Annotated in this window: 16 protein-coding genes; 9 read left to right on the top strand and 7 right to left on the bottom strand. The window is 43.3% G+C overall.

Translation table 11 applies throughout. The annotated features are described in order from the left end of the window. Window positions 1–127: 127 nt before the first annotated feature. From BMX50_RS07565 to BMX50_RS07545, 5 genes are all read right to left on the bottom strand, one after another. Window positions 128–1,057 carry an NAD(P)-dependent oxidoreductase gene (locus BMX50_RS07565; RefSeq protein WP_262494032.1) on the bottom strand — a complete coding sequence of 310 codons (930 nt, stop codon included), beginning with the start codon at window positions 1,055–1,057 and terminating at the stop codon, window positions 128–130. Between the two features lie 266 nt (window positions 1,058–1,323). Next, window positions 1,324–3,468, bottom strand: coding sequence for a carboxy terminal-processing peptidase (locus tag BMX50_RS07560; RefSeq protein ID WP_091210347.1), 2,145 nt, complete (start codon window positions 3,466–3,468; stop codon window positions 1,324–1,326). A 189-nt stretch (window positions 3,469–3,657) separates the two neighbouring features. Next, entirely contained in the window at window positions 3,658–4,287 is a 630-nt protein-coding gene (locus BMX50_RS07555; protein ID WP_091209766.1) for a tetratricopeptide repeat protein, read from the bottom strand. Window positions 4,288–4,468: 181 nt separating this feature from the next. Next, entirely contained in the window at window positions 4,469–5,311 is an 843-nt protein-coding gene (locus BMX50_RS07550; RefSeq protein WP_091209763.1) for an isoaspartyl peptidase/L-asparaginase, read from the bottom strand. Between the two features lie 71 nt (window positions 5,312–5,382). Next, a complete protein-coding gene (locus tag BMX50_RS07545; RefSeq protein WP_091209761.1) occupies window positions 5,383–6,303 on the bottom strand; it encodes a cyanophycinase in 921 nt (306 codons plus the stop codon). A 171-nt stretch (window positions 6,304–6,474) separates the two neighbouring features. On the opposite strand from BMX50_RS07545, the gene cphA reads away from it, so the two are divergent. The 9 genes from cphA to BMX50_RS07510 all read left to right on the top strand — a co-directional run bounded on the left by cphA (window position 6,475) and on the right by BMX50_RS07510 (window position 16,685). After that, a complete protein-coding gene (gene cphA, locus BMX50_RS07540; RefSeq protein ID WP_091209759.1) occupies window positions 6,475–9,102 on the top strand; it encodes a cyanophycin synthetase in 2,628 nt (875 codons plus the stop codon). Between the two features lie 137 nt (window positions 9,103–9,239). Continuing rightward, window positions 9,240–10,865 (top strand): NADP-dependent glyceraldehyde-3-phosphate dehydrogenase, encoded by a 1,626-nt coding sequence (locus BMX50_RS07535; RefSeq protein ID WP_091209757.1) that lies wholly within the window; start codon window positions 9,240–9,242, stop codon window positions 10,863–10,865. Window positions 10,866–11,417: 552 nt separating this feature from the next. Continuing rightward, window positions 11,418–12,146 carry a hypothetical protein gene (locus BMX50_RS07530; protein ID WP_091209754.1) on the top strand — a complete coding sequence of 243 codons (729 nt, stop codon included), beginning with the start codon at window positions 11,418–11,420 and terminating at the stop codon, window positions 12,144–12,146. A 13-nt stretch (window positions 12,147–12,159) separates the two neighbouring features. Further along, window positions 12,160–12,630: an RtcB family protein gene (locus BMX50_RS34880; protein ID WP_244280897.1), complete on the top strand. Its 471-nt coding sequence runs from the start codon at window positions 12,160–12,162 to the stop codon at window positions 12,628–12,630. Beyond that, on the top strand, window positions 12,611–12,928 hold the full coding sequence (locus tag BMX50_RS34875; protein ID WP_244280895.1) for an RtcB family protein: 318 nt from the start codon (window positions 12,611–12,613) through the stop codon (window positions 12,926–12,928). Before BMX50_RS34880 ends, BMX50_RS34875 begins: the two co-directional genes overlap by 20 nt. Continuing rightward, complete coding sequence (locus tag BMX50_RS34870) at window positions 12,922–13,077, top strand: RtcB family protein (protein ID WP_244280893.1); 156 nt, start codon at window positions 12,922–12,924, stop codon at window positions 13,075–13,077. Before BMX50_RS34875 ends, BMX50_RS34870 begins: the two co-directional genes overlap by 7 nt. Next, entirely contained in the window at window positions 13,077–13,688 is a 612-nt protein-coding gene (gene prfH / locus BMX50_RS07520) for a peptide chain release factor H (RefSeq protein WP_244280891.1), read from the top strand. Before BMX50_RS34870 ends, prfH begins: the two co-directional genes overlap by 1 nt. A gap of 103 nt (window positions 13,689–13,791) precedes the next feature. Beyond that, window positions 13,792–15,069, top strand: a complete 1,278-nt coding sequence (locus BMX50_RS07515; protein WP_091209750.1) for a hypothetical protein — start codon at window positions 13,792–13,794, stop codon at window positions 15,067–15,069. Between the two features lie 146 nt (window positions 15,070–15,215). Beyond that, window positions 15,216–16,685, top strand: coding sequence for an ArnT family glycosyltransferase (locus tag BMX50_RS07510; protein ID WP_091209748.1), 1,470 nt, complete (start codon window positions 15,216–15,218; stop codon window positions 16,683–16,685). Window positions 16,686–16,688: 3 nt separating this feature from the next. Here BMX50_RS07510 and BMX50_RS07505 read toward each other — a convergent pair whose 3' ends face one another. Further along, complete coding sequence (locus BMX50_RS07505; protein ID WP_208864662.1) at window positions 16,689–17,762, bottom strand: serine hydrolase domain-containing protein; 1,074 nt, start codon at window positions 17,760–17,762, stop codon at window positions 16,689–16,691. Between the two features lie 540 nt (window positions 17,763–18,302). Next, entirely contained in the window at window positions 18,303–19,838 is a 1,536-nt protein-coding gene (locus BMX50_RS07500) for a carboxylesterase/lipase family protein (RefSeq protein WP_091209746.1), read from the bottom strand. Window positions 19,839–19,897: the final 59 nt, after the last annotated feature.

Below are 19,897 nucleotides of genomic sequence, written 5' to 3'. Positions count from 1 at the left end.
ACTCGAATTAAACGAATTTTAAGAATTTATCGAATTTACTTAGCGTTCTGCTAATTCTTTAATTCAAAAAATTCGAGTTCAGACAACGCATAACTCATGGCAATCCTCAAATCCCATAAATCAAGGTTCAAACCTTCAAATCAACCAACTTCTCAGCCATCACTTCGCTGATCTTCCGGTACGAATCAAATGTCCAGCCGGCAACGTGTGGGCTTAATAACACTTTACCGCTTTGCCTTAATTCTTCAAACCACGGCTGCTCGGCGAGGGCAGGGAATTTTTCAACCTCAAGTACATCTAATCCGGCGCCCAATATTTTGCCTTCGCGTATAGCATTAAGTACAGCGCTTACCTTAGCGGTTTTACCGCGGGATGTGTTCAGGAAAAATATAGGTTTTTTGAAGTGGAACAGGTACTCATCGTCAACCAGTCCGTTAGTTTCGGTAGTTAGCGGGATATGCAGGCTTAGTACATCGCTGTGCTTAACAATTTCTTCCATGCTTACTTCGCGGGCATATTTATCGCTGAAACCCGTTTTGTATTTATCATAAGCAATAACGTTTACCTGGAAACCCGAAAGTTTGCGTGCAAAACTGCTACCCATATGCCCGTAGCCAATGATACCCACAGTTTTGCCTTTTAGCTCATAACCACGATTGGCCTCACGCTGCCATTTGCCGTCGCGGATTTCAGCATCGCCACGGTTCAGGTTATTCATTAATGATAGCAATAAACCTATGGCGTGTTCACCCACGGCATCAGAATTACCTTCGGGAGCATTAATGAGGTTTATGCCTTTTTGAGCAGCATAATCTTCATCAATATTATCCATACCGGCGCCGGCACGGGCTATAAACTGCAGGTTGGTGGCGGCGTCAAGCACGGCTTTATCCACCCTGAATTTTGAGCGGATCACCAAACCGGCATAGTTGCTTATAATCTGCATAGCTTCGTCAAGCTTAATCAGCGGACGATAATCGCAGGTGTAACCTTTAGCTTCGGCCTGCTCCATAAATATGGCATGCACATCATCAACAATAAGGATATTATTCTTCAACGTAGTATCTATTTTTTGTAAGAGGCCAAATTTACAAAATGCAAGGGTATTAGCCGACAGGGTTTTATAATGATAAGTGATTTTTACGTTGGGGATATAAACTGAATATAAAAGCGTCATTGCGAAGCAATCCCCGATTTGTAAAACCGCTCTGTAGAGTTAGGGATTGCTTCGTACCTCGCAATGACGGGTTAGAGAGTAATTAGGTGAAATAAAAACGCCCGGCATCTTTCAATACCGGGCGCTGAATGTTATCTAAAACCTACTTAGTTAGCTGGCTGTGAGCCAACACTTGTAAACTTGTTATCAAGACTGATGTAGTCGGTCATGATTTGGCCGGCTTCGCGTTTTACGAAGTCAAGGTCTTCGTTTTTAGGTTTGGTTTGTCCTTTTTTAAGGGCTGGTAAACCTAATGCTACGCGGCGCAGGTTGTTGCGTTCAAATGCTTTTGCTTCATCATCGTCGCGCTGTTTTTTCAAGTCAGACTCTTTCAGTGATACGCTGTCATCAGCATCGTGTTTTTTGAAATCGGCGATATCTTCAAGCAGGTATTTATAGCTGTCGCTGCCGGCCATACGTTGGTCATGCAGTTTTTTAAGCTGTGGCAATACGCCGGTGAAATCGCCTGTTTTGGTATAATCTGTTTTGGCAATGATGTCAAAAGGCATTGCTGATGGCTCGGTATCTTCACCGTATTTATCCAACGGAATAACCGAAGGGAAAGAGATATCAGGTGTTACACCTTTATGCTGAGTTGAATTACCGCTGATGCGATAGAACTTGGCTATAGTAAGGTTAAGCTGGCCATAAGTGCTTTGGCTACCGGTAGAAGTTGTTTTTTTACCGCCGCCAACTACGCCCGCAATTTTATCGCGAAGAGAAGAACCGATCACCCTGTCAAGGTCGATGGCGCTTTGTACCGAACCCTTACCATAAGTTTGAGTACCCAATATCAACCCGCGACCGTAATCCTGTATTGCGCCTGAGAAGATTTCAGAGGCTGAAGCACTGAAACGATCAACCAATACGGCCATCGGGCCACTGTAGCTAATATCAGGATCTTCGTCTTTATCAATTTCAACCTGGTCTTTGGTGTCACGTACCTGTACTACCGGGCCGGTTTTAATGAACAGGCCGGTAAGCTCAATGGCTTCCATCAATGAACCTCCGCCGTTTTCACGCAGGTCGATCACGAGGCCATCCACATTTTCCTTCTTTAATGAGTCAAGGATCGCCTTAACATCGTGGGTAGTACTTTTGTAGTTAGGGTTACCTGCTTTATAATCGTTAAAGTCAATGTAGAATGCCGGGATAGATATCAACCCTATCCTAACCGTTTTACCATTGCTGTTGTAAGTGCGGATCTCTTTTTTGGCCGATTGATCTTTCAGGATGATCTTTTCGCGAACCATTTCAACCACTTTTGGTTTAGCAGATGCGTTTACACCCGCAGGCAATATTTCAAGCCTAACTGTAGTGCCTTTAGTGCCACGGATGATGGCGATGGCATTATCCACGCGCCAGCCTACCACGTTCTGAAATTCGCCGGTTTTGCCTTGGGCCACGGCAACAATACGGTCATCAACACTTATCTGGTGGCTTTTATCGGCCGGGCCGCCTGCTACGATAGTTTTGATAGTTACATACTCGTTTTCTACCTGGAGTGAAGCCCCTATCCCTTCAACCTGGCGCGACATTTCAATATTGAAATTGGCAGCGTTTGATGGATTAAAGTAGTTAGTATGCGGATCGATAGCCTCGGTAAAGGCATCCATGAAGTATTGGAAAACGTCCTGATTTGATAACTTGTTGGTTTGAGTCAACAGGTTTTCATAACGTTTTTTAAGTGTCTCCTTGTTTTTAGCCATATCTGCATTGGCCAGTTTAAGGTTTAGCAGGTCGTACTTAACGCGCTTGGTCCACATGGCATCCATATCGCTCTGTGTAGCAATCCAGGGCAGTTTGTCACGGTCATACACAAAGGTTTCGGTTTTGTTAAAATCGAAGTTTTTGCTGATCTGTTCAATTGAATATTTTACGTGTTCGATGTACCTTTTTTGAAAAACGTTGAAGATGTAAAAAGCATCGGCCAGGTTGCCTGCTTTAATATCATCATCAAGTACGGTTTTATATTTTTCAAAATCCTTGATATCTGATGCTAAAAAATAGCTGTGGTTTTCATCAAGCGATTTGATATAACGATCAAAAATTATAGCTGATACCGAATCGTTCAGCGGAACTTTTTTATAGTTATAGTTGGAAATTAATGATGCTACCTGCTTACAAACAACGCTTTGTTGCTCATCGGGCTGTAAATCATTTGAACCTGCTACTTTAACAGGTTTGGATGGCGATGCTTTACAGGCGAGGGCTGCGCCCAGCACCAATAACAAATATACTTTCTTAAACATATCTTTTACTGTAGTTAAATCGGGGTTGGTGTAAAACATCAATACTTGTGCCTATTATTAATTTGCTAATGTAAAATAAAAAAGAGACAGTCAAAATGCTGTCTCTTAATTACTAAGAACAATAATACGATTATGTTTTACTAATAGTATGCGAGCTGCACCATTTTACGCTTTTGTTACAAAAAAATACTATTTATTAACCGGTTTGGTAATTGTACCGGCATCGGCAGTTTCTGCAAAGCGGGTTTCGCTGTGTGGCGTTTTAAATTTGTTGTCCTGTAAATAGCGCGTTTTTTTCTCTACTGTAGCCAGGTCATATGTTAAACCGCGTGAAATAGCTAACTGGCGGGCTTCGGCTAAATCCTGTTTAGCCTGTGCATAATCGCCGTAATCGGCTTTTACAGCTGCCAGATCAAGCAGGTTGGCTATGGTGTGCCTGTCATCATTTTGCTGGCGCGATATGGTAATGCTTTGCAGCAGGAACCATTTAGCTTCGGCCAGGCGGTTTTGCTTCATGTACATCTGCGCCAGGTCGCTAAAGTTATAGCTTGCAGCATTGTATACATGGAAACGCATATTATGCTGAGCGGTTCTCATCACCGATTCCTCGATCATTGCCATTACATAAGGCGTATGCTCAATAATAGTTGGCGGGATTTTTACTTTAGCTACTGTAGGGGGCGGCAACCTTTTAATGGAATGATTTTGCGCATATGCCATCTGCGGAGACCTGGTGCGCTTATTGAACGGTTTGTAATACCATTGCGCTGATGCATTGAACCCAACAGAGCATAAAATAATAAGTAGGAAATATCTCATCTAATCTTTTTTCCTGGGTTTAAACTGTGTAATTTTAAATTAATCAGCTTAACAAATGTAATTATTTGTTAACGGGAAAACAATACCTATAAAAGGCAGCAAACACATAAACGCTTAAATGCCACTGTTATTTTACAAATATTGAATTTGTACCTTTCTACGGAAAAAATAAATTTAGGTTTTAGTTAAAAACTTCAATGTCGCCATCGTGCAGTGCCCAAACCATATAAGGGTGGGTATCGGAGTGATAGATCTGCCCGTCGGTGGTGATGCCTATCACGCCTGCAAAGCCATCATAGGGCTTCATTTCGTCAAGGGTTTTTTCGGTAGCGGCCATGAGGGTCATGCCATCGGTTACGCGTGTAACAATTTTAACAGCTACCGATCCGCTTACAATATCTTCACCTACGCCGGTACATGAAACGCCCGCAAATGCATTAGCATAATTACCCGCAGTAGTGGCCGAATCACTAACACGGCCAGGAATTTCAAAGCCTTTGCCCCCGGTACTGGTAGCAGCAGCCAGGTTGCCATGTACATCAAGCGCAACGCAGCCTACGGTGCCGAGCCTGATGGAGTCGCTTAGTTTTTGCTCGTACTCATGACGGCGCTGTGGTATTTCGGGATTATAGTATTTATGTCCGTTTTCTATAGCAAAATCGCACGCTCCTTTGCCGCTTAATACACGATCATCATAGGCCTGAAGTTTTTCGGCTACGCAGATAGGGTTTTTAACATCTTCAATGTTGATAACGCCCGAAAAGCGCTGGGTTTTGCCATCCATGAGCGATGCGCTGAGGCGGATTTTACCATCGCTCTGAATTTGCGATCCGGTACCGGCATTAAAAAGCTCGCAATCTTCAAGCAACCGTACAGTATATACTACAGTTTCTGCCGCGGTATGATGTTGCAGATGGTTATATCCTAACTGTACTATACCATTCAGGGCTTCCTGTTTGGCCAGCTTTACTTCCTGGTTGGTAAGCGATTCGCTAAAAAAACCGCCGTGAATAATTATTTTCATAATTATAAATTAAGTAGATGTACCTGCATAAATAAGGCCAGGGTATTTATAAGAACTATATGCAGTTTAAATTATTGTAGAAGTTTGCTGCCTGGTGCATTTATAAAAACGCCTTCTTCAACCTTCATGCTCTTTTTTATGATTAAACGGTGCTGCACCAAATCGTACTTGTCAAATATCGACATCACGTGCACCCTTAAGTTTTCGATAGAGATTGGCGAACCAAGCTCTACATCATAAATATTAGTTGACACGATGTTGCGTCCGTCAACCAAAATAATCAGGCCCGAGCCTATCGCTTCCATCATATACCCCTCGGTAATGAGCAGGCCTGTATCTTCGCCTAATCCTATCCCTAAAATGCCCGGGTTGGTTGCCACTGCATACATTAACCTGCCAATACGGCCGCGCTGTACAAAGTGGGTATCAACAATAACCGAGTCGATAAAGCCAAGACCGGCGGTAATCTGCACCTCGCCTTTAACCAGGGCTTCGTTACTTTGCCCGCGGTAAATCATATGTGTTGATGCAGCCGCTGCTCCTGCCGAAGTCCCTGCTATTACAAAGTTTTCTTTCTGATAACGTTGTTTCAGGATCTGCAAAAATTCGGTACCTCCAAAAATGGCTGTTAGCCTGAGCTGGTCGCCCCCGCTAAACATCACCACATCGGCCTTACGGATCCTGTCGAGATAAACTTTATTGGCTGCATCTTCACGGCTCTTGATGTGCAGTACGTTAACATTGGTAACGTTAAGCTGGCCAAAGGCTTTGATATACTCCTCACCAACAAGCTCCGGAATTTGTGAGGCAGTGGTGATCACCTCAATTTGTGAGCCTTCGTGCTTCGCAGATTCGTTAATTATGCGCCTTAATATGCCTTGTTCAAAAAATTTGATATAATCGGGCTGCAAAATATGCTCCTGGAGGGTAACATTACTACCCATATCAACCGCGCCGCCTATAATTATTAGCTTACCTTTCGGGACAATCATGATTATTTCACATTATCTTAATACAACTATATACAAATTACGATAAAAACCTGCACAAACACAGGAACTAATAATAAATAATGGCTTTTTGACATCAAAAATTTTATTCCCGTGTTATGTTTTATAGTTTTAAGGAGAAATTAGACTGACAAAAAATAGCATTCTACATACATGAAGATCGAAAATATTCAGGTACTACGCGGACCCAACATTTGGAGCATCAGGCGCAAAAAATTAATACAAATGCGGCTTGATCTGCAGGAGATGGAGCACCGCCCCTCTAACGAAATTGATGGTTTTTATGAACGGCTTGAAAAGCTGCTGCCATCGTTATACAGCCACCGCTGCTCGCCAGGCGTACCCGGCGGATTTTTTCAGCGGGTAATAGCAGGCACCTGGATGGGCCACGTTATTGAGCATATAGCGCTTGAGATCCAAACTCTTGCCGGTATGGATACCGGCTTTGGCCGTACCCGCGAAACCAAAACAAAAGGTGTATACAATGTGGTATTTGCTTACCTGGAAGAAAAGGTTGGCGTTTTCGCCGCCGAATCGGCCGTGCGCATTACAGAAGCACTCATCAAAGGTGAAGATTACAACCTGGATGCTGATATTCAACAAATGCGCGAGATCAGGGAAAACACCCGCTTAGGGCCAAGTACCGGATCAATTGTAGAAGAAGCTATTGCAAGGGATATCCCATGGATCAGGCTCAACAATCAATCGTTAGTGCAATTGGGCTATGGTAAAAACCAGGTGCGTTTCCGCGCTACCATGACCGAAAAAACCAGCAGTATTGCCGTTGATATAGCCAGCAATAAGGAAGAAACCAAACGCCTGCTGCAGGAACAGGCTATTCCGGTAGCCAAAGGCGTAACCATATCATCGGCATCGGCTGTGCCGGATGCTATCCGCAAGGTGGGTTTCCCGCTGGTATTTAAACCGCTTGATGGTAACCATGGTCGCGGTATTTCTATCAATATCAAGACAGAAGAAGAAGCTATTGAAGCCTATGAGCACGCTGCAAAAATCTCGCGCCGTGTCATTGTGGAGCGATATGTTACTGGCTTTGATTTCAGGGTGCTGGTTATCGATAATAAAATGGTTGCAGCGGCCTTACGTAAACCGGCTAATGTTACCGGCGACGGAAGGCTGAACATCCAGGAGTTGATTGATCTGGAAAACACCGACCCACGCCGTGGCTATGGGCATGAAAATGTGCTTACCGAAATAACGGTAGATCGTGATACGCTCGACCTGCTGGCCAAAAAGGGCTACACGCTTGAAACCGTTCCGGAAAAGGATGAGGTTGTTTACGTTAAGTCGACCGCTAACCTGAGCACCGGCGGTACATCTGTTGATGTTACCGACCATGTGCACCCGCAAAACATCTTTATTTGCGAGCGGATCTCTAAAATCATTGGTCTGGATATTTGTGGTATCGATATTATGGCGCAAAACCTTACCGAGCCGCTTACCGATACTGGTGGTGTGATCCTTGAGGTTAACGCAGCGCCTGGCTTCAGGATGCACATTGCACCAAGCGAAGGCCTGCCGCGCAACGTAGCCGGGCATGTAATTGATATGCTTTACCCGGCCGGAAAATCGGCCCGCATCCCTATCATCGCTATTACAGGTACCAACGGTAAAACCACTACCACCCGTTTGATAGCGCACATTGTAAAAAACAACGGGCATAGGGTGGGTTTTACTACATCTGACGGCATTTACGTTCAAAACAACATGATGCTGAAGGGCGATACTACAGGCCCGGTTAGCTCTGAGTTTATATTGAAAGATCCAACGGTTGATTTCGCAGTACTGGAAACTGCCCGCGGCGGCATTCTGCGCTCGGGCTTAGGTTTTGGCTTTTGCGATATTGGGGTTATTACAAACATCCAGGAGGATCACCTTGGCTTGTCGGATATTCATTCGCTTGAAGACCTTTCAAGGGTGAAAAGCGTAGTGTTAAATTCGGTTAAAAAGGATGGCTGGGGCGTTTTAAATGCCGATAATGAATATTGCGTACGCATTGGCAAAAAAGCCGAATGTAACATCGCTTATTTCAGTCGTAACGAAAACAACCCGATCATCAAGTCGCATTGCAAAAAAGGGGGCATCGCCGCTATCTGCGAAAATGGATTTATCACCATTTTAAAAGGCGACTGGAAAATCCGCGTACAACGTACCATCCTGATCCCGCTTACGTTTGGTGGTACCGTGCCGTTTATGATCGAGAACGTACTGGCCGCTACACTGGCTACATTTTTATGGGGATTTAAAACAGAGGATATTAAGATTTCGCTCGAAACCTTCATTCCATCGGCATCTCAAACGCCTGGCCGTATGAATATCTTTGAATTTAAAGATTTTAGGTTCATGATAGATTTTGCCCACAACCCTGATGGTTATACCGGTATCAAAGAGTTTTTGAAGCATATCGATTCGCCGCTTAAGATTGGTATTATAGCAGGTACCGGCGACAGGCGGGATGATGACATCCGTGAACTGGGCAAGCTATCGGCCGAAATGTTTGATTATATCATTCTGCGCCAGGAGAAACACCTGCGTGGCCGTACCGCCGAAAATATCATTGGTTTACTCAGAGAGGGAATTGAATCAGTTGATCCTAACAAACAGGTTGAGGTAGTGCCTAAAGAGGTTGATGCCATTAAGCACGCCATGAGCCTTGCCCAACCCGGTACATTTATAACTGCTTTGAGCGATGTAATTGATAACGCTATTGAAACGGTGCAGGATTACCAGGAACAGGAACGCAACGGATTGTTTAATGTTTAAGGACACTTTTTCAAATAGATTTTCAACAAAAGACCATCGCTTCGCAATAAATCAGTAAACAATTTATTAACGCATAAAAGCTTGCTTGTTAAAGCAGGCTTTTTTTATCTTAGGGCAAATCAAACCCTTGAAAAAATATGAGTTTTAAAACCCAGCTCAGTTCAATTTTTGTTGATGAAAATAATATTCCCCCCGAATTTCAGATTGAAGAAGTACACCAGCGCGAATACCTGAGCGGTGGCGAAATGAAACCCTGGAACGGCGAAGTAAGCGAGGTTTACTCGCCCGTTGGTTTTTGGGGACAGGATGGTACTTTTACCCGCAAGCTGATAGGTACATACCCTGTTTGTACCGAAAAGGAAGCTTTTGAAGCTTTGGACGCCGCCCTTGAAGCGTATGACAACGGTCGCGGCGAATGGCCTACCATGAGCATTGCCGACCGCATTAAATGTATGGAACGCTTCATTTACAAAATGAGCGAACAACGTACGCTGGTGGTAAAGTTGCTGATGTGGGAAATCGGTAAATCATACGCCGATTCGGCTAAAGAATTTGACCGTACCATTGAGTACATCAATGCCACTATTGATGCCCTCAAGGATATCGACCGTCAGTCATCGCGCTTTGAAATGGCCGAAGGACTGGTAGCCCAGATCCGTCGTTCACCACTGGGTGTGGTACTTTGCATGGGGCCGTTCAACTACCCGCTTAACGAAACTTTTACTACCCTCATCCCCGCACTGATTATGGGGAATACTATTTTATTTAAACCACCTAAACACGGTACACTGCTGCATTACCCACTGTTAAAAGCCTTCCAGGAATCGTTTCCTAAAGGAGTGGTAAATACCATTTATGGCCGCGGTGCCGTGGTAACCCCGGGACTGATGGCATCGGGCAAGGTGAATGTGCTGGCCTTTATCGGTTCGAGTAAAGTGGCAAACGACCTTAAAAAGCGTCACCCTAAAATTAACCGTTTAAGGGCTGTTTTAAGTCTGGATGCCAAGAATGCCGCCATTGTAACCAAGCATGCCGATCTGCAGCAGGCGGTAAGTGAGTGTATTTTAGGTTCGCTGTCATTTAATGGCCAGCGCTGTACTGCCATTAAAGTAATATTTGTGCACAAAGCAGTTGCCGATGAGTTTTTAAAACTATTGAGCGAAGCCGTTGCCAAACTTAAATTCGGCCTGCCATGGGAAAAGGATGTAAAACTTACTCCACTGCCCGAGCCGCACAAGCCGGCGTATTTAACAGATATTGTAAACGATGCCTTAGCCAACGGTGCCAAAATCATTAACGAAAACGGCGGCGAAACATCTGCTTCGTTCTTTTTCCCGGCGATAGTTTACCCTGTTAATGAAAATATGAAGCTATACCGCGAAGAGCAGTTTGGCCCGGTGATCCCGGTAATTCCGTTTGAGGATATTGAGGAACCGATCACTTACCAGATTGACTCGCCGCATGGTATGCAGGTAAGTATTTTCAGTAATGATGCCAAAGAAATTTCATCGCTGATAGATCCCTTTGTAAACCTGGTGAGCCGCGTAAACATCAACAGCCAGTGTCAGCGCGGACCGGATGTGTTCCCTTTCACCGGGCGTAAAGACAGTGCTGAAGGGACACTTTCGGTACATGATGCTTTGAGATCGTTCTCTATCCGCTCATTGGTTACCACCAAAATGACCGAAACCAATAAAAACATCATCAACGAAATTGTGAATGATAACGATTCCAATTTCCTGAGCACGAAGTTTATATTGTAAAGTTAAAACCACTGCAAGACTTACGAAGTTTTTAAAACTTCGTAAGTCTGATTTTCGCTATTCAGAAACCTTCAAACGCGCGTCATTGCGAGGTACGAAGACAACCGACCAGAGGGAGCTCATTAATACCTATAAAATCAAATTATAATTATTAATAATCCCCGACTTACAGGTCCGCCCTGTACAGTTCGCGATTGCTTCGTACCTCGCAAAGACGCTTTTTATTTATCCGCTTATTCCTTAATCAAAAAATATTTGCATCTTTGCAGCAATTCCTTAATTGTTAACCCTTTAATATTTTAAGGACTATGCTACAGAGTATCTCATCCATATCCCATTAGTGCATCACCTTTAACAGGTGGACAGCAATTCTTTTGTTTTATTTAGACGATTTGATCGGTTTGTTTTAACCGGCGATAGGGTTTGTTTGTCTGCGGATTTTTTACGCGTTGAAGGTTTGGCTTGCGCTTTTCAAAATGGGTATATCCCTAACCCGGGGATGAACTTTTAAAAATCACAACAGATTTTAAAGAATTAAACACGTAAAGTCCGATGGACATACATGATTTGCCGTACCGTTTAAAATCGGCACGGAGAAAAAAGCGCTTGGCCAAAGAAGCGTTTGACAAAAAGCTGATCAGGCTTGATAAACTTCAGGGTAAGTTGCTGTTACAAAAAGATGCATTACCGTGGGTTCCTCTCGAAAAACCATATCAAAAGGGTTGGAAGCGGGTATTTGTGCTAACTGCAAAAGAAAAGCGTGCCCCGAAGGCGGCATTTTACGAAGAATTGCTGAATAAAATAAATTTTGCCGTTTACCATTACGATGAAACATTTGAGGTAAAGAAAAAGAGGAGAATGACTTACGAGTATTTGAACCGGCCTCAATTTCTGCAGGATTTTAGCCCTTATAATTGGCGCCTGAATAAAATGCAGCTCACCGACGAAGAGAAGGCCTTGTTTGAACGGAAAGACATATGGAACGAGCCATACAAATATTGGACAGTTCGATTTGTGTTCACAGAACCATGGCGGTTTGAGCTGGCTATTAAGCCTCATTTTATTTATCAGGTAAAACTCGGAGACGAACTACTGGAACAACAAATTGGTGAAATTGATAACCGCATTAGGCGGGATAATCTTTGGCCGTATATCAACCGGATAAAGCGCGGTAATACCTATAAATATTGGAAGTCCATTTTTTTCGAGCAGCCTAAATACATTAACGAATTTAAAAACAAACCGAAGTACGCTTCGAAAGAAGCATACCTCGACTATTAAAGGATATACCCTTATGGGCAATTTAAAAACAAAAGAATTAACACAAATAGGTTACGCTGATAATAAACAGCGCAGCCTGGCAGTGAATATAACAGGCAGGTACTTTAAGCATTACAGCAAAGCTGAGGTAATTGATCTGTTAAGTAAGATCAGGCAACAACCCTATGCTTATTTAAACAATGATATAACCGGCAAAATAGCCGAAACATTCATTAACAATAAAAATGAACCTGTAACTGCATCTTACGAGTTAAAGGATCAACATGCACCATTAAATATTTATGGCGAAGAACACATTGAGTTATCCGCTATAAAACAGATGGAGCTTGCCCTAAAACTTACGGTTAGTTTGCAGGGGGCCTTGATGCCTGATGCGCACAGTGGTTATGGCCTGCCCATTGGCGGGGTACTTGCCGTTAAATGCGGTGATCCCTTACGGCGTTGGTATGGATATCGGCTGCAGGATGGCTTTATCCATTATTGATGCTGATGAGCGTTTCCTGAAACGTTATAGCCACAAGGTAAAACAGGCTATAAATGATCACACTCATTTTGGAGCTGATGGCGGGTTAAGTAAATCACAATATCACGAAGTATTGGATAGCCCGGTGTTTAATCAAACACAACTGCTTAAAAAACTGCATGGCAAAGCCGTAAAGCAACTGGGCTCATCGGGCAGCGGCAATCATTTTGTGGAGTTTGGGCTGATAGAACTTTACGCGGATAATGAGCTTAATCTGCCACCTCAACAATATCTTGCTTTGCTGTCGAAAAAATGCTGACCGATGCCGGGGTAACCCTAATTGGCGGCAGTTTGGAAGAAAACCCATCCGCCTATAAAAACATCGAAACCGTGATGGCTGCCCAGCAGCAATTAATTGAAGTACAGGGTAAGTTTTACCCGCGCATAGTAAAAATGGATAAAGAATAATGAAAAAGATCATACAAATTACGGCAGGCAAAGGTCCTGCAGAGTGCTGCCGCGTTGTTGTTAAGGTCAAGGACATGATCCTGAAACAGGCAAAGGCACAAAATATAGCGATCTCCGTAACCGAAGATAAATCGGGCGACGAAAGTGGTACACTCCTGTCATCTACTTTATTGGCAGACGGTGATCAATTGGAAAACCTGTTGAGAGATTGGCAGGGAACTATACAGTGGACGGCACAAAGCCCCTATCGACCGGCGCATAAGCGTAAAAATTGGTTTGTAGGTGTTGAGGTATTTGATGTTCCGGAGCAAACGCGTTTTGATCCTGCTGATGTGGTATTTGAAACCATCCGGTCATCAGGCCCCGGCGGGCAAAATGTAAATAAGGTTGAAACAGCAGTGCGCGGTGTACACAAGCCTACCGGCATACAGGTTACCGTAATGGATAGCCGGTCGCAATTACAAAATAAGAAGCTGTGCCTGGCAAGACTTGAAGCCAGGATAGTCGCACTACAGGCCGGTAAGTTGACAGATCAGCAACAAAGTCAGTGGCTGGAGCATCATTCGCTTGAGCGGGGCAATGCGGTTAAGGTTATAAAATTACCCCTGTAATCCGCAACACACTATTTAACAGTGGTGAAGTTTATGCCTTAAAATCAATAATAATTAATGTATTTTAGGGTCTTCGATAAACTTATACCGATCACATTATTTCATGAAGCTATTTTACACACTGGTACTTGCAATTTTTCTGCTTCCATCATTCGTCTCTGCCCAAACCAATTACAAACAAGGATATGTTATCACCAATAACGGCGAAACCATTAATGGTTTTATTAATTATAGAGAGTGGTATTCCAATCCTAATAACATCAGCTTTAAAAAGACGCTTAATGATAAGGCGCAAACTTACCACCCAACAGATCTCGGCTATTTCGAAATCTCCGGTTTTGAAGCTTATCAATCAGCTATGGTAGCTATCAGTTTGGGCAAAACAAATATCCAGACGATTAAAGATGAGATTGACACAAGCTCTAAAACCGATCAGGTGTTTTTAAAGATCATAAAAAAGGGAACCAACGTATCGTTGCTATCATATACTGATGCACTTAAAACGAGGTTCTATGTCACTGATAATAAAACAGGTGCCGCTGCACAGGAACTGAAGTATCAGCCTTATCTCGACAAAGATTCGCCAGCATTAAAAAAGAAAAACATTTATTATGCACAACTTATCGCACTTGCTAATAAATACCACGCTGATGATGCCACTAAAATTATTGACCGCATTGTAGTGCTCAATTACAATGAGGATGAATTGCTCAGGATAATTAATATCATCAATAATGATGATACCACAGCCCCCATCAAGAAAAACGGAACACGGACGTATAATCTGTACGCAGGTATCGGTTTAAATGCCAGCAGGGTAACCCGATCAAGCAATCCATTTGCCGGGACTACTGATGTGGAAAAAGCCTCGTACCTACCCGAGTTGGTTTTTGGTATCGATGCGCCCTTTAATCCCAATACCGGTCGTTTGGTTTTCAGGACCGAGCTGGTGTTGGAGATGATCAAAGCCCGGATCAGCAATTATGATTCTGAGTATAGCGCATTAACAGTTAATACTTATTCATTTACCCAAACAAGCGTGTCATTAAGGCCACAACTTATCTACAGTTTTTTTAACGGCAGTAATTTGAAATTTTATGCGGGTGGCGGTGCTGCTATTAATTTTTCGCGGTATAGCGGGGCTAATGTAAAAAAACAGGTGTCAAGTGCTACCGTAGCTGGTTATAATTCGGTTCAAGAAGAAAAAGTACCATCAAGCGGTGGTACCTGGTTTGCGCCAATTGCAAAGGCCGGGTTTATCATCGGTAAAAAACTGGATATCAATTTTGGTTACAGCCCCTCAATAAGTATTCAATCGGCTGCTGATATTTTGGGCGTATCTGTTACCACCGTTGAGGGCGGTGTGAATTATCGCTTTTAAACAACTTTCCTTTTTAACTAAATTTACAGAGTTTCAAAAACTTTGTAAGTTTAGCTGGAAAGTAACTGTATCACAGTTGTTAAGGTAATTATGGGAGTATATTCATAATTTGGCTAACCGGTTCAATGTGCTGAAATTTAAATCCAATGCATATCACTTTAAAAAGCACAGGAACCAGGTATCAGATCAATCCGCTTACCATTCTCGTTTTTCTTACTGCCTTACAGTTGATAGTTACCCTGCTCAGCAATGGGTTTGTTTTATCGTTCGATGAATCTATCTGGCATTATATCGGCCGTAATTGGTTCAGGCATGGACTTGTTCCCTATACCGGCGGGGCCGACAATAAATCACCTTTTATTTTTGCCATTTTTGGCCTTTCGGATACTCTTTTTGGTGTAAATTATTGGTTTCCGAGGGTGTTGGCAACACTATGCCAAACTATAGGGATCTATTATCTTTATAAAATAGCCCAAAAGCTGGCAGGCAACACAGCGGGTTTGTTACTGTTATTGTTCTACGGTCTGTCGTTACTATGGCATGCTACAGGAGGCCAATATGTAGCATTTACCGAAACCTACGAGGTAATGTTTATGACAGTTGCAGTGTACAAGTACATTAATGCCTCAAATAAACAAGCCCTTTTAATCGGAGGCCTGCTTGCCGGCATTGCTGTTGATTTCAGGCTTTCGGCCGCTTTTGTTATAGTCGCGATTTTGATCCATGCACTGTTCCGGAAACGCTTTACTGATATCCTGATATTTTGCCTTGGTGTGGTATCAGGCTTGTTAGTTTTGATAATAGTCTGCGCATTGTCGGGCATTGATCTCCATCAGTTATTGATAAACGGATTGTTAGATAACTTTGGCAAAGGCAGTGCGACTGACCATACAGCCGCCTTTAAATTTGACAGCTTTTGCCACCGGTTTATTTACTCGCCGCTTGTGCTTTTCTACCCATTAGTATTGCTTTATGTTTTTATTAAAAGGAAAATAGATCTCCCGGTTTTATGGTGCGTGATGGCATTTACTGCCATTAATATGATAGGGATTTATGATGTGGTGCATTTAAAAGATCTGTTGCCGTCCCTGTCACTTATCAATGCAATAGCAGCCACATATCTTGTTGAAAAATACAAGTTACCTGCTGGTTTAGTGGCCTTAGCGGTTGGTATCATTTTCTTTCCGTCGATGGCTGTGCCTATAGCTAATGTGAAAGTTTTGTTAGGTAGTACCGAACCTCCCATAATTTACGGCAAAGCCCCATATGTAAATCCACCGGAGGGAGATCGTAAAGCATTGGGGAAATGGATCAAAGCACATACTAATAGTACAGATTTGGTGCTGGTGCACAGCTTTGGTACCCAGGTACAGGTTTATTCGGAAAGATTATCACCTACCATTTATTTTAATATTACTCAAACGCCAATAGCAAAGGCTCGCTTTTACCAGGATCTACAAAAAAATAAACCGGCCATGATCCTGGTCCCTATGTTTCCCGAATATCAAAACCTGGTTGATACCGATTTGCGCGCCTTTGTAAGCAATCTCGTTAAAAGTAATTATCACCTGGAAAGGATCATGTACAACTATCAAATTTTCAGAATCAATAAATAGGCTCTATTTATAATTTAAATAAGCATCCAGAACATCTAACCTCATCTTATTTAAATCGGCTGTTTCTGTGTTCGACAGCAGGATAAGGGTTATCCCTTTATCTATTAAATGCACCCAGTTTGATTCGTTTCCATATCCCGCCCCCTGCCGCTCGGCAAAAATGGTATTCGACTTCCCTATTTTTCGCGGGTATACCCAAAAGCCAAATGCAACATCGCCAAGTTTGGGATAGGATGTCAGCATCAAATCTACAGTAGCCTTTTTCAATAGTGTATGGTTAAATATGGCCTGATCAAAAGTGAGCAGGTCCTGCGGTGTTGAATACATGGCCCCTGCCGAGAAATGATTATCGATATAGTGATAGGTAGGCATAATTAAAGAATCAACACTGCCTGCTTTGTTGTAATAACCTTCATCAAGGTTAGGAACAATATCCTCGTGGTGCAGGTAATTGGTATTATCCATGTTAAGCGGGGCCAGGATCTTTTCTTTCAAAACAGCATCAAATGGCTGTTTGTAAATTTTTTCGATGATCCTGCCCAACAAAATAAAGTCGCCGTTGCTGTAATTGAATTTCGCTCCTGGTGTATCAATCAGTTTTTCGGAGCAATACCTGTTAATGAAGGTATCTACAGGCCATAAATTCTGATCATAGGCTTCAGGAATAAATTTAGGGTCCATTTCTTTTAAATACCTGCCGCTGCTATAAGTAAGCAAATTGCGGATGGTTACCTTATGCGCTGCTTCTCCTTGATACTCGGGATAGTATGCCGATATGGTTGAATCAAGGTTGATCCTGCCCTGCTCATATAGCTGCATAATGAGCACCGCCGTAAATGTTTTTGTAACAGAAAAGATCTGGAACCTTGTTTTGGGGGAGAAGCTAATATTATAATGCCTGTTTGCCAAGCCTGTATATTTTAAATAATCGGGCTTGCCGTTTTGGGCTATTAAAACGACCCCGTTAAAGTTTCTTTTTTTAATACAGGAATCAAGCACCTTATCAACTGCCTTATGCTGACCGTAAGCAGTAGTTATAATTAAGGAAAGGCATAGGTTTAAAAGATGTTTTTTCATTTGTGATTTGCAAACCAACAAATTAGGCATTAAATTAATAAACTAACTTACAATTGCGGTAATTTTTAGGCGGGGAAGTGTATGGAGATGGAGTATTTAAATCCGGCGGACTCCGAAGCTGAAATGACAAAAGGGGCGGTCAGTTTGAGCCTGTCGAAGACTCGCGCGCAGGGGCCCACTCACCATGCTTCGACAAGCTCAGCATGACCCCATTTTAATTATGCCATGATGGATAGTAAAGGAGATTACATTTGGGAAATCATGCTTAAAGCAGGAGGCTCCTACGGAGCCAATCTGAAATTTTAAAACACTGCTACAAACATGGTACTCCTACGGAGTTGTGTTTGCACGGTAAATACATAACAGGATTATCTCAAAGTCTTTAAACTTTTTTAGGATGAGAGAAACCAATTAAAATAGAACTCCGTAGGAGTACCATGTTTGTAGCCAAAATAACAGTCTGTTTTGGCTCCGTAGGAGCCCCTGTTACTAATGGATTTAAACGCGTTTACCCTTAAGTTCAAACAAATTAATCTTATATTACTTCCCGCTCGCCCGCTTTACCATAAAATCCAAAGCGGCCTTATCCGGTAAAGTCTTAGCTCCCGGCTTTTCGCCCAGGATCATTATTTTATTGTCGTTGGTTGTATAGGCCGGCCATATTGGTACACCTTTTCCATTAGGGTTGCCGGTTTTGGTAAAATTAACCCAATAAGTGCTCATGGTATTAGCCAGCTGCTGATCAACAGGCTCCCATGGGCGGTTCAGAAATTTGAGGTTATCGTAGGCGTAAGCAACCTCACCGGTATGAAAAGCGCCGTATTTAACAAAATCGGCAGTTGCCGGCAGGCGGCGGGTAAAACGGTAAACATAAATTTTCGACTTCCCTTTTTCGCTCTGCACATTGGCCCAGGTATAGTTCTGGATCCCGAAAGTTTGATCCCTGCTGATCCTGATCTGCGATGTGGCGGCCTCCTGATCCGATGCCGCGGGATAAAGTTTCAAAAACTCATCAGCGTCGGCCCCATATTGAATGCCAATCGCCTTTTTATAATCTTCGGCGGTTTTGAGTGTGCCAATAAAGGCATCGTCCTCGTTCCAGCCGGTAAGTACCGGCACATCGTTTTGTTTATGCTCATTAAAAATATCGGCTATGGCTTCGGGTAAAACATAACCATCAATAACCGGGCGGCTCTGGCCTTTGCCAACCAATTCGGCAGCTGGTTTGCTCCGTAATTCGGCAAGGGAATTTGCGCCTAACGCCGTAGCTGTTTTTACGCCGTTCTCCTCCGCTTCCTTCAAAGCACCATTTCCCCGCGGACTAATGAAGCTGGCCCCGCTTTCGGCAATTGCGCCACTAAATAGGTTCTTCCCTAATGGCGACGCCACCAAACAATTTACACTCATTGACCCGGCCGACTGCCCGGCTATTGTAACCTTATCCGGGTCACCACCAAAAGCAGCGATATTTTGTTTTACCCATTTCAACGCAGCAAGCTGGTCCATCAAACCATAATTCCCGGAAGCGTGATGCGGCGACTCTTTAGTTAATTCCGGGTGGGCAAAAAAGCCGAAGATCCCTACACGATAGTTAATAACCACAAATATGATCCCCTTTTTAGCCATGGCCTCTCCATCATAAATGGGTACGCCAGCACCGCCGCTTACAAAGCCTCCGCCATAAATGTAAACCAGTACAGGTCGCTTTTCTGACGATGTTTTAGCACCGGTCCATACATTCAGGTAAAGGCAATCTTCGCTGATGGGCTCATAGGGGATCAGGAATTCGCGCGTGTAAACCCCAAAAGCATCCGGCTTGCCCTGCATTGGGCTGGCTGCAAATTCAGTGCATTTTTTTACGCCGTCCCAGGGTTTTACCGGCTGAGGTTCTTTCCAGCGCAAATCTCCAACTGGCGGAGCTGCAAAGGGGATACCTTTATAAATATGAACATCGCCACCCTGGTTGGTGAAGCCTGATACTTTCCCTGCATCGGTAACAACAATATCAAGGTTTTTATTTTGAGCGATGACAGAGCAGGCCAGCAGCAAAAGCGGCAATAGAAGAATGCGTTTCATTTACTTTAGGTTTAATGATTGGTTTGCTAAACTTACAAAGTTTTCCTGAACAGGCCGCG

This window comes from Mucilaginibacter gossypiicola (assembly GCF_900110105.1).
GTDB classification, from domain to species: domain Bacteria; phylum Bacteroidota; class Bacteroidia; order Sphingobacteriales; family Sphingobacteriaceae; genus Mucilaginibacter; species Mucilaginibacter gossypiicola.
This window is presented reverse-complemented; position numbering and strand designations above follow the sequence as displayed.

What these genes read in the sequence shown, in the direction of transcription:
- BMX50_RS07510 (WP_091209748.1), top strand. Translation starts at nt 15,216, where the DNA reads ATGCATATCACTTTAAAAAGCACAGGAACCAGGTATCAGATCAATCCG.
- cphA (WP_091209759.1), top strand. Translation starts at nt 6,475, where the DNA reads ATGAAGATCGAAAATATTCAGGTACTACGCGGACCCAACATTTGGAGC.
- prfH (WP_244280891.1), top strand. Translation starts at nt 13,077, where the DNA reads ATGAAAAAGATCATACAAATTACGGCAGGCAAAGGTCCTGCAGAGTGC.
- BMX50_RS07560 (WP_091210347.1), bottom strand. Translation starts at nt 3,468, where the DNA reads ATGTTTAAGAAAGTATATTTGTTATTGGTGCTGGGCGCAGCCCTCGCC.
- BMX50_RS07530 (WP_091209754.1), top strand. Translation starts at nt 11,418, where the DNA reads ATGGACATACATGATTTGCCGTACCGTTTAAAATCGGCACGGAGAAAA.
- BMX50_RS34880 (WP_244280897.1), top strand. Translation starts at nt 12,160, where the DNA reads ATGGGCAATTTAAAAACAAAAGAATTAACACAAATAGGTTACGCTGAT.
- BMX50_RS07545 (WP_091209761.1), bottom strand. Translation starts at nt 6,303, where the DNA reads ATGATTGTCCCGAAAGGTAAGCTAATAATTATAGGCGGCGCGGTTGAT.
- BMX50_RS07500 (WP_091209746.1), bottom strand. Translation starts at nt 19,838, where the DNA reads ATGAAACGCATTCTTCTATTGCCGCTTTTGCTGCTGGCCTGCTCTGTC.
- BMX50_RS07550 (WP_091209763.1), bottom strand. Translation starts at nt 5,311, where the DNA reads ATGAAAATAATTATTCACGGCGGTTTTTTTAGCGAATCGCTTACCAAC.
- BMX50_RS07505 (WP_208864662.1), bottom strand. Translation starts at nt 17,762, where the DNA reads ATGAAAAAACATCTTTTAAACCTATGCCTTTCCTTAATTATAACTACT.
- BMX50_RS07535 (WP_091209757.1), top strand. Translation starts at nt 9,240, where the DNA reads ATGAGTTTTAAAACCCAGCTCAGTTCAATTTTTGTTGATGAAAATAAT.
- BMX50_RS34875 (WP_244280895.1), top strand. Translation starts at nt 12,611, where the DNA reads ATGGCTTTATCCATTATTGATGCTGATGAGCGTTTCCTGAAACGTTAT.
- BMX50_RS07515 (WP_091209750.1), top strand. Translation starts at nt 13,792, where the DNA reads ATGAAGCTATTTTACACACTGGTACTTGCAATTTTTCTGCTTCCATCA.
- BMX50_RS07555 (WP_091209766.1), bottom strand. Translation starts at nt 4,287, where the DNA reads ATGAGATATTTCCTACTTATTATTTTATGCTCTGTTGGGTTCAATGCA.
- BMX50_RS34870 (WP_244280893.1), top strand. Translation starts at nt 12,922, where the DNA reads ATGCTGACCGATGCCGGGGTAACCCTAATTGGCGGCAGTTTGGAAGAA.